Raw genomic sequence first — 14,239 nt, 5'->3', positions numbered from 1 at the left:
ACGTGGGGAGAAGAACAGATGCTAAACGTAGATAGCACCGCGTTAAACCTCTCCATCCTCTGCGGATTGGGGGCAGTCGCATGGGCCTTCAAGAATCGGGGATGGATTCTGAGTTTGAGCGCGGGAAGCGAGAGGATGCAACAAATCTCCGCCGCCGTGGAGGAGGGAGCCAAGGCCTACATGACACGGCAATACACCACCATCGCCTACGTGGGCGGTGCGGTGTTCGTACTGATGGCCATGTTCCTGGACATGATGACGGCCATCGGTTTCGCACTCGGTGCAGGACTCTCCGGTGCAGCCGGCGTTTTCGGCATGATGATGTCGGTCAAAGCCAACGTGCGGACTGCTGAGGCCGCCAAAGGCGGACTTAACAATGCCCTGCAGGTGGCCTTCCGGGGCGGAGCCGTCACAGGCATGCTCGTGGTGGGACTCGGCCTGCTCGGCGTCGCCGTATTCTTCATGATGCTGCTGAAGAGTGGCGGTGACAACCCCTCCCACATGCTGAAACCCCTGGTCGGGTTGGCATTCGGTGGCTCCTTGATCTCCATCTTCGCCCGTCTTGGTGGTGGTATCTTCACCAAAGGTGCGGACGTTGGTGCTGACCTGGTGGGTAAGGTCGAAGCCGGCATCCCCGAGGATGACCCGCGCAACCCAGCCGTGATCGCCGACAACGTGGGCGACAACGTGGGCGACTGCGCCGGTATGGCCGCCGACCTGTTTGAAACCTATGCCGTGACCCTGGTGGCCACGATTCTCCTGGGCGCCCTCGTGATGCCGAAGTTTGGCAACGCCCTGGTCTACCCCATGGCCCTGGGTGGCGTCTCCATTGTGGCTTCTATCATTGGCGTCTATTTCGTCAAAGCCAATGAGGGCGAAAAAATCATGACCGCCCTCTACAAGGGCTTGATCGCCGCCGGTGTCATTTCAGCCGTGGCCTTTTACCCCGTCACCAAGTGGCTCATGTTGGGTAACACCATGGGTTACACGGTAGGCGCCCTCTACATGTCCTGCCTGATCGGTCTGGCCTTGACCGCCGGCATGGTGATCATCACCGAGTACTACACCTCGACCGAGTTCTCCCCGGTGCGTCTCATCGCTGCCGCCTCCCAGACAGGCCATGGCACCAACGTCATCGCCGGCCTGGGCCTCTCCATGAAAGCAACCGCCGCACCCGTCCTGGCTGTCTGCCTGGCCATGTGGGCCTCCTACTCGGTGGCCGAACTGTATGGTATCGCCATTGCCGCCACCTCCATGCTCTCCATGACGGGCGTGATTGTGGCCCTGGATGCCTACGGTCCCATCACCGACAACGCCGGTGGCATCGCGGAAATGGCGGAACTGCCCCCGGAAATCCGCAACATCACAGACCCCCTGGATGCCGTGGGCAACACCACCAAGGCGGTGACCAAAGGCTATGCCATCGGTTCAGCCGGTCTGGCTGCCCTGGTGCTGTTCGCCGACTACACCCATGAACTGCAAACCGTGTTGAAAAAGGCCACAGCTTTCGACCTTTCCAACCATCTGGTCATCATCGGCCTCTTCATCGGCGGCCTGCTCCCCTACCTCTTCGCCGCCATGGGTATGGAAGCGGTGGGTCGGGCAGCCGGAAGCGTCGTGATCGAAGTCCGCCGTCAGTTCCGCGAAATCCCCGGCATTATGGAAGGAACCGCCAAACCGGACTACTCCCGGGCCGTGGATATGCTGACCAGGGCCGCGATCAAAGAGATGATCGTCCCCTCCATGCTCCCGGTTCTGGCCCCCATCGTCGTCGGCCTGGTTCTCGGACCGCAGGCCCTGGGTGGTGTCCTCATGGGAACCATCATCACCGGTATCTTCGTGGCCATCTCCATGACCACCGGTGGCGGTGCCTGGGATAACGCCAAAAAGTACATCGAAGAGGGCAACTTCGGTGGCAAAGGCTCCGATGCCCACAAGGCAGCGGTGACCGGCGATACCGTCGGCGACCCCTACAAAGATACCGCCGGCCCAGCCGTCAACCCGATGATCAAAATCACCAATATCGTGGCGTTGCTCATCGTCTCCTTGATGGTCTGATGCAAAACATTTTTCCGGGGGGTGGCGTCCATCCCCCGGAAGCTTTCTGCATGGGTGGCTGAAGTGTAACTATTCAGCACCCTTTTTTTTTGACAAAAGCCTGGATATGAAAGCCCTTGTCAGGGCTTCGCCCTGAATCCCACCAGAACGCTGCCCAATACCCTGCCAGAGAGCCAGCCCCCTGGTCCCCGATCGTGGCCGGCAGATGAATCGTTTCGCTGATTTTTTGCTTTTATTACTGATACCAAAATAGTATCCTCGGGGTGTGTATGCGCCTTCGGTGGGCTTTGTCCCGAAGTCAAGTATGAACCCCCTGACAAGAGGACGATCCAATGACTGTAACCGGTTTGAATTTAGGCATGGATAATATGGTCAAGGCATACGCCAGGGAAGGTGAACAAAATACCAAAGTCAGCGCTTCCAACGAGTCACGCAAGACGATCCAGGCCATGGCGGATGTCGCCGATGATGCCAGCGGCGTGACGTCCTCCCATACCAAAGGGTTTTCCCGTGAAGCGGCGACCTTGACCCTCTCCAGAGATGAGGTGTCGAGGGGCACCTTCTACGCTGCCCCCAAACCAGGATGAGGCCGATCTCCTGCCGGTTTTTTTCCGACTCGTGCCTACGGGAAAAAATCGGCAGGCCCAGGGAAGTGCGTGCCCTATTTTATTACATGAGTTGTACAACAGCCACCCGGCGCCCCTCTACCAAAGTGCGACTATCCAGCACCCTTTCAAGGAAAGCCTGGATATGAAAGCTTTTGTCAGGGCTTCGCCCCGAACCCCACCAGGACGCTGTCCCAGACCTGCCAGGGAGCCAGCTCCCTGGACCCCGATTCATACACTCCCCATCAATCCTGCGGCTCAATTGGCCGTTTGACCTGCATCCACAAGCTGCGCGGGGTCGATCCCCATGCGGCGGATGGCAGCCTGCCAACGCTCGGGAGGTGGAAGCTCAAAAACAATATGCCGATCCATCTGCCCAACCAACCAGGAGTTTTGCCGCAACTCCATCTCCAACTGGCCGGTCCCCCAACCGGAGTAGCCCAGGGTAAACAGAAAGCGCCCGGCACTCTCCGACTGGGCAAGAAAGTTCAATACTTCCGGGTTGGTCGCCATATAAATGTCAGGCGCCACGCGCAAGGAACCGGGAATATCTACCAGGCGCTCATGGAGAACAAAACCTCGCTCTGGAGAGACAGGCCCGCCCTGGTAAACGATATATTTTCCCGTCCGGTTCCAGGGGAGGGATAACTGAGCAACCACATCCTCCATGGTAGCGGTGTGCGGCTGGTTGATCACCAACCCCAGCGCCCCCTCCGAAGAGTGGGCACAGACAAAAATGACAGCCCGTTCAAAATTGGGATCCTGCAACCCGGGCATGGCAATCAGGAATTTCCCGACAAGATTGTATTCCTGAGAAATCATGGTCACTCCCTGCGGTCGGAGTTTGCCAACATCTCCTGGAGCCGATCGTGGATGCCATCGAAACCACCATTGCTCATGACAACCACATGATCTCCACTTGCAAGCCTGCCCGTCAAATATTCCACCGCTTGCCCGGCTCCGTCAACAACGATAGACCTGTTGGCAGAAAAATTATTGAGTTGCCGGGTCACGGCATCCACATCCAGGAGTGTCTCATGGCTCTGCCCCCGGGCTGATGGCCTGGCCAGGATGACGTAATCCGCTGCCTGTAACGCCTCCGGCAACCGATCCTGATGCACACGGGTGCGCATGGTGTTGGAACGGGGTTCCAGAATGACCCAGATGCGCCCTTCGCCGACGGCTGCCCGCAAACCTTGCAGGGTGGTCGCAATGGCCGTGGGATGATGGGCAAAATCATCGTAGACCGACACTCCCGCCGTTGTATGGCGCAACTGTAGACGACGCGCCACACCCTGAAACGTTTCCAGACCCCGTCGGACGACATCACGATCGATGCCACGTATCAAGGCAGCAGCGGCAGCGGCCAGACCATTCATGACATTGTGCCTGCCCAGCAGGTTCCAGGTGACGGTCAAGCACGGCTTGCCCGCTTCCAACACCGACCAGACACGTCCATCCGGTTGCTCAAGCTTTGCGGTAAAGGGAAACTCCCCTTGCAGCCCATACCGCACGACAGGGCCAAAGGCATGCCGGGTCAAGGCTTCAATCTCTGGATCATCCCCATTGGCCAGGATCAGACCGGATGGCGGCACGATCCGCAACAACAACCTGAACTGACGCCGAATGGCCTCCAGATCGGGGTAGATGTCGGCATGGTCGTACTCCAGATTGTGCAGGATCAAGGTCTTCGGATGGTAGTGCAAAAATTTGGGCCGCTTGTCAAAAAAGGCGGTATCGTACTCATCTCCCTCCACAACCACCCACTCTTGCCGAGGATAGCGAGCGCCGACGGAAAAGTTGGCGGGAATGCCCCCGATCAAAAAACCGGGTTGCCAACCCGCACACTCCCATAGCCAGGCTGTCAGACTGGCCGTGGTGGTCTTGCCATGGGTTCCGGTCACCACAATCGGATGGCGTCCCTCCAAAACATGGTCGAACAGCCATTCCGCCCCGGAGCGGAAAGGAATGCCCCGGTCCAGGACCGCTTCCAACTCCGGATTGCCCCGGGAGATGGCATTGCCGACCAGAACAAGGTCCGGAGCAGGGTGTACATTTTCCGCCCGGTAACCATCGGCAACGGGAATGCCCCGTTCGACCAGAAAATCACTCATCGGCGGATAGACGGCGGCATCCGAACCGGTGACACGCCAACCACTCTCCTGGGCGTGGGCCGCCAATCCGGCCATGGCTGTGCCACAGATGCCTACAATATGCACATGTTTCATGCCCATCCTTCCTTGCACGAGCCGCCTCCCCTCCCCTACCAGACCGGCTGCCAATATGGGTGCGGTCCGGTCCGATACAACACGTCAGCAAAACGATCCCACTCGAACCCGGTACCGGGATCCCACTTCCGCCCAGGGGCGATCTCCTGGTGACCCACTACATGATCATCGCATAAAAAGGGCAGGCGTTGCTGCAAGGTGCGCAAAATGGTAGCCAAACGCAGATATTGCAACGGCTCGAACGCGACTCCCTCCGCCCCTTCCAGTTCCACGCCGATGGAGTTGTTGTTGCAGGCCTTGCGATCGCGCCAGGCGCTGACACCCGCATGCCAGGCCCGTTTATGGATGGGAACGTACTGAGTCACGATACCCTGCCGATCCACAAAAAAATGGGCCGACACACGCAAACCCGCAATATCCTCGAAATACGGATTTTTCAAGGGATCCAAACGCCCCAGGAAAAGGTTGTCCACGTCGGGTCCACCAAACTGACCTGGTGGCAGACTGATGGCGTGAACCACAAGCAAATCAATCTCTGTTCCGGGAGGCCGGTCATCGGCAAACGACGACGCACGATAACGACCAAACGCCCATGGCACATCCAGGAATGGCACAAACCGGGCACCTCCCCCCTCACCCGGCGCAGGAACCCCCGAACCGGAACCAACCCCGGGCACAGGTACCGGCCCAGAATGGACCGGTTCCCCGCCCGCATCGCTCTCCGCAATCACCTCTTCCCGACCCGGAAGGCGATCATCACCAAACCCGCTCGGGGGTGGAGAACTCTTTTTGGCCGGGGGACGAGCCACGGCAATGTCAGGTGGGAGAGGCGTGGGGGCTTGGGTCAGGGAACGCTCTCCACTGACACGATCTCCGGAATACGCTGTTTCATGATCCGTTCGATCCCGCCCTTGAGGGTCATGATGGCACCGGGACAGGTTCCACACGCCCCGCGCAGGCGCACCTTGACCACCTTGCCTGCCGTCACCTCCACCAACTCCACGTCCCCCCCATCGCGTTGCAGCATGGGACGGACTTCGTTCAGAACCGCCTGCACCTTGTCGAGCATGACCACCACTCCCTCTGTTTGACTGGCCCGGTTTTCCGGAGCTGCCACGATTGGCCGCCTTGGACTTGGCCTTGCCCCGCGTTGGCGCATTGTTCACGCCCGCTGCGGACCGACCACCCGGGCGCAGGATACGCCTCTCCGTCTGCGTCAGGAAGAGGGTTTTTTCGTGAAACTCAACTCCTTCAGCTCCAATCGCCCCACAGCATGCAACATCTGAAACTGCGCCAGGATCAGATCGAAGCGACTCTTGGCCAGATCGGTTTGCGACGTAAACAGGACGTTCTGCGCCACCAGCAGATCCAGGGCGGTACGCGATCCCACCCGGTACTCCTGTTCGATGCCGGTCTTGGCCTCCGAGGCAGCCTTCTCCGCCGCTTCGTAGGCACGCACGACCGCTTGCACGCTCCTGTAATCCAACTGTGCCTGTTCCACTTCCCGGGCGATCTGCCGCAAGAGGCGATCCTGCTCGACCTCCTGCCCACGATGCTCCGCTCGGGCCTGCTCGACGCGGGAGGTGGTCTTCCCCCCGGAGTAGAGAGGGACGTTCAGAGCCAGGGTCATGGTCACCTGATTCACCGGATCCATCCGGCCCGGCGTCTCCTGACGCCAGGAGCGATTGGCGGAGGATGTCAGGCCCAGAACCGGATAAAATCCAGCCCGCTCCTGTTCCACGTTCAGTTCGGAGACGCGCAAGCGCAACTGCACGGCCTGAAGATCGGGGCGCTGCTGCGCTTCCCGGATCAAGGCCTCCAGGGACTCCCCCAGGAGGGGCACCTCCAGGGCTGGAACCAACAGCTCCGGGGGGGGTGGTTGACCCACAACCTCCTCGAATTGGGCTTTGCCCACAGCCACGGCATTCTCGGCCCGCAACAGATCAGCCTCGGCAGAGGCGAGGCGGGAACTGGCCTGACTGACATCGGTCCGGGTGATCTCCCCGACCCGGAAACGATCCCGGGTGGCCTCCAGATTGCGTTCCGTCACCGCCCGGTTGTCATGGGCCAGACGGGCCACCTCCCGGGCCTTGAGATGGTTCAGGGCCACACGGGCAACCTGAAGAAAAACCCCCTGCTTTTCCGCCTCCAGGGCTTTTTCATAGGCCCCCACGTAGGGCTGTGCCTGACGAAGCGCCACGATGGCACTCTGGTTGAACACATTTTGCGAAAGGTTCAAACCCACCTGCCGTGGCTCCGACCCGTTGGCGCCACCCTGCCAATCCGACCTGGCATGCCCCTGGGAAAGTCCCAAACCCACCTCCGGCAACAAACCGCCCCAAGCCTGATTCAGCCGCTCACGCGCCGCTTCCAACGCCGACTGGGCGGAACGCACGCGGGGATTGTCAGCCAAGGTCCGTTCGGTCAGCGCCCGAAAGACACCCCCATCATCGGCCCAACACCACCCGGGCGCAAAAACCACCATGCCGCCCAGCAAAATCCTCCATGATTTTTTCATCGGAGAAACCTTTCCCATATCATCAAATATCCAACGAACTGCGGGCAAAGGGAGCCTTTTCACATATGAACAGATACCTCTCCATGGGTCTTTTGCCCATCAGACGATCAAAGGTTCCACTGGTCAACGCCTCATCGTCCACACGGATTTGCAAAAGGTGCCGGGTCTCCGGATTCATTGTCGTCTCCCGCAATTGGGCGGGCATCATCTCCCCCAACCCCTTGAAGCGGGAAATCTCAACCTTGGCGGCGCCCTTTTTGCGCGATAATTGCTGAATCATCGCCTCTTTCTCTTCCTCGTCCAGGGCATAGAAGCTTTCCGAACCGCGCGTGACCCGATACAAGGGAGGCTGGGCCAGATAGAGATGCCCCCGGGTGATCAGGGCAGGCATGAAGCGGTAAAAAAAGGTCAGGAGAAGGCTGGCGATATGGGCGCCGTCCACATCGGCGTCGGTCATGATGATCACCCGTCCATAGCGCAACCCGGCCATGTCAAAATGGCGCCCGTAACCGGCGCCGATCGCCGTGACAAGACTCTGGATTTCAACATTTTTTTCAAATTTTTCCAGGTTGGCCTGCTCGACATTGAGAATTTTTCCCCGCAAGGGAAGAACAGCCTGGGTATGACGATTGCGGGCCTGTTTGGCCGACCCTCCGGCGGAGTCTCCCTCCACGATGAACAGTTCCGACAGGGCCGGATTGGTGGTGATGCAATCGGTCAATTTGCCGGGCAGGGTCAACCGGGATGTGGCGCTCTTGCGTTTGATGCGAGCATCGTTGCCCTTGCGACTGATGCGCTCCCTGGCCCGTTCCACCACCGCTTCCAGGAGGGGGGTCGCCTGATCCGGGTTGCCGTGCAGCCACTGGTCCAGATGGTCCTTGATGGTGCTCTCGACCTGACGGTCCAGGCCGGGGTTGGTCAACCTCTCCTTGGTTTGGCCGGCAAACTGGGGATGGGGAATGAACAGGGACATGACCATGATGCCCCCGCCCAGGACATCCTCCACCGTCAAGGCGATGCCCCGGGGAAGCAGACTGCGGGACTCCGCATACTCCCGGAACCCCTTGACCAGGGCAGCCCGCAGGCCCGTCTCGTGCGCCCCCCCCTGCGGGGTGGGAACGGTATTGCAGTAGGTCAGAAGGTGGGCCTCATCCTCGGTGGTCCAGGCCATGGCCCACTCCAGGCGCCCTTGTTCATGGTCACCAAATTTTTCCACGCGACCGGCAAAAGGCTCGGGCACCACCAGATCCTTGCCAGTGACCCGGTGGCGAATATAATCCGCCACCCCGTTGGGAAAATGGAACTCATGCTCCTCTCCGGAGGCCTCGATCTGCACCCGGATGACCACCCCCCGGTTGAGATAGGCCCGGGAACGACACATCTCCACCAACAAGGGCGGATGAAAAACAGGGTCCGGAAACACCTCAGGGTCGGGCAAAAAGGCCACCTGGGTACCCCGCCGCCGGGTAGGGTTCATTTTTTCCAGGGGGCCCTCGGCCAGACCGCGCACGTAGCGTTGCCGCCACAGGAAGCCGTCACGCTCCACACGCACCTCGGTCCAGAGGGAGAGGGCGTTGACCACCGAGAGGCCTACCCCGTGCAATCCCCCCGCCGTGGCATAGACATTGTTGTTGAATTTGCCGCCGGAGTGGAGCGTGGTCATCACCACTTCCAGGGCCGACTTGTCCGGGTAGCGTGGGTGGGGATCCACCGGGATGCCGCGCCCGTTGTCCCGCAGGGTGATGGCGCCATCCAGACCCAATTTGAGTTGGATTCTGTCGGCATGGCCGGCCACGGCCTCATCCATGGCGTTATCGAGAAGTTCGACCACCAAATGGTGCAAGGCGCGGGAATCCGTGCCGCCGATGTACATGCCAGGGCGCCGGCGGACCCCCTCCAGACCTTCCAACACCTCGATGTCAGATGCGTTATATTCCATGGACCCGGTCACAAAAACATTCTGCCAGGGCCGAGAAGGCTACTTGTGGCGATAGGAGATACGTCCCTTGGTCAGATCATACGGCGTCAATTGCACCGTCACTTTGTCTCCGGGCAAAATCCGGATATAGTGCTTGCGCATCCGCCCCGAGATATGACACAAAAGCTTGTGTTCGTTTTCCAGTTCCACCCGAAACATGGCATTGGGAAGGTTCTCCAGGACCGTCCCTTCCATTTCGATGACATCTTCTTTACTCAAAGCTTTCCCTCCAGGGGTACGGATCCGACTGGCGCGAACGACCGCACATGCGGGCGCTCCTTCCTCCATAATCTCAAACTGACCGGCCATCTTAACAAAAATAAATCCTCCGGTCAATATTTCCAATCCAAGTGCGCAGACACGGGCATTTGTGGCCATGGTGCGCCCCTCACAGGATTGTCACGTTTCTGGTCAGGATCCGAAGGTAGATCTCCGTGCCCGATACCCCATCCACCCGCCAAATTAAAATCCTCCCCACCACCCTGGCCAACCAGATTGCCGCCGGTGAGGTGGTGGAACGGCCCGCCTCGGTGGTCAAGGAGCTGGTGGAAAACAGCCTGGATGCCGGTGCGACCCATATCGATGTACGCATTGAGCAGGGTGGCCGCAAACTGATCCAGGTGACCGACGATGGCTGCGGCATGACCGCCGACCAGGCCCGTTTGGCGCTGGAGCGTCACGCGACATCCAAAATCAGCCATGTGGAGGATCTGTTCCAGATTCGCACGCTGGGTTTTCGGGGTGAGGCGATCCCTTCCATCGGCTCCGTCTCCTTCATGGAGCTGGCCAGCCGCGTCCGGGAAGAGACCGACGGGGTCGCCATTCCGGTCAGGGGAGGCCACATTGAGGAGACCCGGCGCACGGCCATGGTGCCGGGTACATGCGTCACGGTCCGCAACCTGTTTTTCAACACCCCGGCGCGTCTCAAATTTTTACGTTCAGATCGCACCGAAGCCACGCATGTCACCGATCTGATCCTGCGGCACGCCCTGGGCCATCCCCAGGTCGGGTTTCGTTTGCAGATCGACGCCAAACCCGTGGTGGAGATGCGTGGCGGCAGCGACGCGCAACAAACCCGTATCCGCCTGGCTACCGTGTTTGGCAGAGAGTTTCCCGACAACTGTCTTGAGTTTGCAGGCAGCAGCGATCATTTAAGCCTTTTTGGCTGGCTGGGCCTGCCCACCCTGAACCGGGCCAACACCTCCGGCATCTATCTCTACGTCAACGGGCGCTGGGTCCGTGATCGTTCCATCCAGCATGCCGCCCGAGAGGCCTATGGCGACACCCTGCCCAGGGATCGCCATCCAATCCTGGCCCTTTTTCTGGACATGCCCCCAGACGCCGTGGATGTCAACGTCCATCCCACCAAACAGGAGGTGCGCTTTCACCAGGGCCATTTCATTCATGCAGCGGTGCGGCGCAGCCTGGCGGAAGCCCTCTCCACCACACACGCTCATAGCAACCCGACGCCAGCCCCCTGGCAACCCGCCATGGGCCCATCCCAAGGTGAGCAGGTGGTGGCCCGTCTACCCGCAGCGGCGAGTCGCCCGGTGCATTGGGAGGAGACATCCCCTTCCAGAACGCACTCCTCTCCCTCGGCAGCCGCCCTTCAGCGCCCTTTCGATAACGATCTGACACGAAAGGCTTTGTCAGGGCTTCGCTCCGAACCCCACCAGGACTCTGGCCTGTTCGATAACGATTTGACACAAAAGACCTTGTCAGGGCTTCGTCCCGAACCCCACCAGGACTCTGGCCTGGACCTGCCAGGAAGCCAGCCCCCTGGCCCCCCATTCCCGGACTCCCTTTCACAGCCACAGGGTGGTCAGCATCCAGATGCAGCCCCAACCCTGTCTCCTCCGGAAAAAGGGCCGGCGCACCCACCGCTGCGGGGTGTCAGCCTGGGTACCCCCCTGGCCCAAATTCACGGCACTTATATCCTTGCGCAGACCGAAGATGGCATCATCCTGGTCGACCAGCACGCCGCCCACGAGAGGGTGGTTTATGAAACCCTGAAACAGTCCCATGCCGCCATGCCATCCGAACGGCAAATGCTCCTGATTCCCGACGTGCTGGAGCTTTCACCCGCCGATGCGGAGCGACTGCGCGATGCGCTGCCAGAACTGGCACACATGGGGGTGATCGTGGAACCTTTTGGCGAAAACGCTTTCCTGGTGCGCGAGTTGCCAGCCTTCCTGGCCAAAAATCAACCCGGAAAATTGATCATGGACGTGATCCATGACCTGGAGCGTTTCGGCAGCAGCACCGCTGTGGAACGACGCCAGGAGACCATCCTCACCTCCATGGCCTGCCATGGCTCGGTACGGGCCAACCGGAGACTCTCCCTGGAGGAGATGAACGCCCTCCTGCGGCAGATCGAGACGACCCCCTTCTCCGGCCAGTGCGGCCACGGTCGCCCGACCCACGTCAAATTGACTCTTGCCGATCTGGCCAAACTCTTCGGGCGCCGCTGACTCAAAAGACCGACAACCATCCAGCACCCTTTCAGGAAAGGTCTACACATAAAGGCCTTTGTCAGGGCTTCGCCCCGAACCCCGCCAGGACTCCGTCCTGGACCTGCCAGGGAGCCAGCCCCCTGGACCCCGATGCGTTAAAAATTCAAGGTCACGGTCTTTTTGCTTTTGGCCTTGGTGTCTTCGATTTGCAGCCTGAGCGCAAACGCCTGGGTAGCCTCCGCCGGAAAGAACAGCATCCCGAAACTGATCGTTCCGGGAGGAATGGCCCGGTGTAGCATGGATTTTTGGGCCACATCGTCCTGGATGCGTTCGATGCCTTCCGCATGGACGGCGCCATCAACACCACCCCCCAGGGCCCCCAGGACGCCACCCGCAGCGGCCCCCTTGCCAGCCGAAGCCAACACACTCTTGTTGCTCAGGATGCCAATGGCCGCACCGACCAAGCCACCCGCAGCGGCACCCAGAAAACCACCATAGGAGCCCTTTTCAAAGATATCCTTGGTCTGGGTATATTTTTGCGTCCGTTCCTGGACAAACTTGCTATCCAGAATGGGCCACATCGATCCGCCAACACCAATCAGAAAAGTTTGACCATCGACGATATGGAGGGGATTTTCGCCTTGATTGTCAAACGCAACCTGGACAGGCAGGATTCCTGCGCCGATGATATCGAAGCCAAACTTGTCCCTGGCGATATCCGGATTGAAAAACGGCTCCGATCCAACGACCGTGTTGAAAACCCGCTGGTTATTGGGATAGGACTCGGGAGCACGAAAAGAGACCGGCGTCGCCTTGTAGGCCGTCGAACACCCGGCGAGCGCAACGATCAGCAAAATCACAGCCGTGGGAATGCAAGAGATCTTTTTCATTGTTTTGCACCGAAGGGAGCAAAAAGGGTTCCGGGTATCTGGCACCATGCGATCCATCCCTGCCACATCTAACAAATCACCGTCAGTTTGGCAAGCTTTGGTGGTGTCTCCCCGCGCCCTGACCAACCTCCCTGGGCAAATCATGGCGAGCAGAAACAGACAGATTCGCCTGGACTTTACCTTGTACGCACTTGGTGAGATACCTGAATCCCGATGCATCAGACAAACACTCATGGCAAGGTGATGAAGAGTGACTCAAAGGCAACGGCAAGCCATCCGGCGAGCCCCCGGGTTGTGGCCCTGGATGCTTTCCGGGGCGCCACCTTTGCCGGCATGATGATTGTCAACTATCCGGGAGATTGGAACCACTTTTACGCCCCCTTGCAACATGCCCCCTGGCATGGGTGGACCTTGGCCGATCTGGTGTTTCCCTTTTTTCTATGGATCGTCGGCGTGGCCATGGCCTTCTCCCTCACCGGTCGGCAGGAGCGGGGTGTGCCGCGCACCGACATCCATCACCATATGGTGCGTCGCGCAGTGATCCTTTTCGGGATGGGGCTCTTTTTGGGCGGATTTCCCTTCGGGTTGATCCCCGGTCACCCTTTTTCCTGGGCAACGCTGCGCATTCCAGGTGTCTTGCAACGCATTGCGGTTTGTTATCTCCTGGCCGGCATGATCCTTCTGCACACCCGCATGCGTACTCAATACGTGCTCGTTTGGGTGTTGCTGCTCCTCCATAGCGTGCTGCTCCTGTATCTTCCCGTCCCGGGATATGGCGCCGGTCTCCTGACACCTGAAGGGAACATGGCCCGGTATATCGACCTCACCCTGCTCGGGAAACACACCTGGCTGGCCGCTCCGGTACCCGGCTTTGACCCGGAAGGCATTCTGGGCACCCTGTCTGCCCTGGCCACCACCTTGTTGGGTATCCTCACCGGCCACTTTTTGCGATCCGGGCGTTCAGCCATGGCAACCTTTTTGGGTTTGACCGCTGCCGGTATCCTGCTGATCGCCCTGGGGTCCGCCCTGAGCCACTGGCTGCCCATCAACAAGGGCCTCTGGACCGGTTCTTATGCCATTTTCATGGCGGGCATGGCCCTGACCATGTTCGCCGTTTGCCATGGATTGACCGATGGACTGGGATGGCAACGCTGGGCCAAACCCTTCGTGATGTATGGCACCAATCCCCTGGCCCTGTTTTTCCTGGCAGGCCTGACGGGGCGTCTGCTCGCACTGGTCAAGGTGACAGACACGAACGGCCAGGTGGTCTCCTGCAAAACATTCTATTACCGCCACCTCTTTCTGCCCTATTTTGATCCGTGGCTGGCCTCTTTTCTCCATGCCGCTGCCTTTGCCCTGTTCATGTACCTGGTCGCCCGCATGCTGCACCGCCAGGGATGGCTTTTGAAGATTTAGAAGCTGCCCACTCCCTTTTTTTATCGTAACTATTCAGTACCCTTTCAAAAAAAGCCTGGATATGAAAGCCTTTGTCAGGGCTTCGCCCCGAAC

The 14,239-nt window shown here is 59.5% G+C and carries 12 protein-coding genes; 4 read left to right on the top strand and 8 right to left on the bottom strand.

Going from position 1 to position 14,239, the window contains the following annotated elements; all coding sequences use genetic code 11:
* The first annotated feature begins 18 nt into the window (after positions 1-18).
* Together HQL63_08835 and HQL63_08830 are read left to right on the top strand one after the other, a co-directional pair.
* Positions 19-2,058, top strand: a complete 2,040-nt coding sequence (locus HQL63_08835; GenBank protein MBF0176937.1) for a sodium-translocating pyrophosphatase — start codon at positions 19-21, stop codon at positions 2,056-2,058.
* Positions 2,059-2,390: 332 nt separating this feature from the next.
* Positions 2,391-2,645, top strand: a complete 255-nt coding sequence (locus HQL63_08830) for a hypothetical protein (protein MBF0176936.1) — start codon at positions 2,391-2,393, stop codon at positions 2,643-2,645.
* Between the two features lie 276 nt (positions 2,646-2,921).
* On the opposite strand, the gene HQL63_08825 is transcribed toward HQL63_08830, so the two are convergent.
* The 7 genes from HQL63_08825 to infA form a co-directional block, all read right to left on the bottom strand.
* Positions 2,922-3,485 (bottom strand): YqgE/AlgH family protein, encoded by a 564-nt coding sequence (locus HQL63_08825; GenBank protein MBF0176935.1) that lies wholly within the window; start codon positions 3,483-3,485, stop codon positions 2,922-2,924.
* 2 nt (positions 3,486-3,487) lie between these two features.
* Entirely contained in the window at positions 3,488-4,891 is a 1,404-nt protein-coding gene (gene mpl, locus HQL63_08820; GenBank protein ID MBF0176934.1) for a UDP-N-acetylmuramate:L-alanyl-gamma-D-glutamyl-meso-diaminopimelate ligase, read from the bottom strand.
* A 35-nt stretch (positions 4,892-4,926) separates the two neighbouring features.
* Positions 4,927-5,490 carry a 1,6-anhydro-N-acetylmuramyl-L-alanine amidase AmpD gene (gene ampD / locus HQL63_08815; protein MBF0176933.1) on the bottom strand — a complete coding sequence of 188 codons (564 nt, stop codon included), beginning with the start codon at positions 5,488-5,490 and terminating at the stop codon, positions 4,927-4,929.
* Positions 5,491-5,735: 245 nt separating this feature from the next.
* The gene (locus tag HQL63_08810; GenBank protein ID MBF0176932.1) at positions 5,736-5,960 is read right to left on the bottom strand and encodes a NifU family protein; all 225 of its coding nucleotides are present in this window, start codon (positions 5,958-5,960) and stop codon (positions 5,736-5,738) included.
* 147 nt (positions 5,961-6,107) lie between these two features.
* Positions 6,108-7,409, bottom strand: a complete 1,302-nt coding sequence (locus HQL63_08805) for a TolC family outer membrane protein (protein MBF0176931.1) — start codon at positions 7,407-7,409, stop codon at positions 6,108-6,110.
* A gap of 22 nt (positions 7,410-7,431) precedes the next feature.
* Positions 7,432-9,348 (bottom strand): DNA topoisomerase IV subunit B, encoded by a 1,917-nt coding sequence (parE, locus tag HQL63_08800; protein ID MBF0176930.1) that lies wholly within the window; start codon positions 9,346-9,348, stop codon positions 7,432-7,434.
* Positions 9,349-9,387: 39 nt separating this feature from the next.
* A complete protein-coding gene (infA, locus tag HQL63_08795; GenBank protein MBF0176929.1) occupies positions 9,388-9,606 on the bottom strand; it encodes a translation initiation factor IF-1 in 219 nt (72 codons plus the stop codon).
* Positions 9,607-9,821: 215 nt separating this feature from the next.
* Here infA and mutL point away from each other — a divergent pair, with 215 nt between their 5' ends.
* Positions 9,822-11,858 (top strand): DNA mismatch repair endonuclease MutL, encoded by a 2,037-nt coding sequence (gene mutL / locus HQL63_08790; protein MBF0176928.1) that lies wholly within the window; start codon positions 9,822-9,824, stop codon positions 11,856-11,858.
* A gap of 137 nt (positions 11,859-11,995) precedes the next feature.
* On the opposite strand, the gene HQL63_08785 is transcribed toward mutL, so the two are convergent.
* Entirely contained in the window at positions 11,996-12,730 is a 735-nt protein-coding gene (locus tag HQL63_08785) for a glycine zipper family protein (protein ID MBF0176927.1), read from the bottom strand.
* A 243-nt stretch (positions 12,731-12,973) separates the two neighbouring features.
* On the opposite strand from HQL63_08785, the gene HQL63_08780 reads away from it, so the two are divergent.
* Positions 12,974-14,146 carry a DUF5009 domain-containing protein gene (locus HQL63_08780; protein MBF0176926.1) on the top strand — a complete coding sequence of 391 codons (1,173 nt, stop codon included), beginning with the start codon at positions 12,974-12,976 and terminating at the stop codon, positions 14,144-14,146.
* Positions 14,147-14,239 lie beyond the last annotated feature (93 nt).

The sequence above is a fragment of the Magnetococcales bacterium genome (assembly GCA_015231175.1).
In the GTDB taxonomy this organism is placed as follows: domain Bacteria; phylum Pseudomonadota; class Magnetococcia; order Magnetococcales; family DC0425bin3; genus HA3dbin3.
Note: the sequence above shows the minus strand (reverse complement) of the source record. Positions and strands in the feature narration are given on the sequence as shown.

Excerpts from the sequence above, each read along its gene's own strand:
- HQL63_08805 (MBF0176931.1), bottom strand. The coding sequence starts at position 7,409 with ATGAAAAAATCATGGAGGATTTTGCTGGGCGGCATGGTGGTTTTTGCG.
- HQL63_08810 (MBF0176932.1), bottom strand. The coding sequence starts at position 5,960 with ATGCTCGACAAGGTGCAGGCGGTTCTGAACGAAGTCCGTCCCATGCTG.
- HQL63_08825 (MBF0176935.1), bottom strand. The coding sequence starts at position 3,485 with ATGATTTCTCAGGAATACAATCTTGTCGGGAAATTCCTGATTGCCATG.
- HQL63_08780 (MBF0176926.1), top strand. The coding sequence starts at position 12,974 with ATGAAGAGTGACTCAAAGGCAACGGCAAGCCATCCGGCGAGCCCCCGG.
- HQL63_08835 (MBF0176937.1), top strand. The coding sequence starts at position 19 with ATGCTAAACGTAGATAGCACCGCGTTAAACCTCTCCATCCTCTGCGGA.
- HQL63_08785 (MBF0176927.1), bottom strand. The coding sequence starts at position 12,730 with ATGAAAAAGATCTCTTGCATTCCCACGGCTGTGATTTTGCTGATCGTT.
- parE (MBF0176930.1), bottom strand. The coding sequence starts at position 9,348 with ATGGAATATAACGCATCTGACATCGAGGTGTTGGAAGGTCTGGAGGGG.
- mpl (MBF0176934.1), bottom strand. The coding sequence starts at position 4,891 with ATGAAACATGTGCATATTGTAGGCATCTGTGGCACAGCCATGGCCGGA.
- HQL63_08830 (MBF0176936.1), top strand. The coding sequence starts at position 2,391 with ATGACTGTAACCGGTTTGAATTTAGGCATGGATAATATGGTCAAGGCA.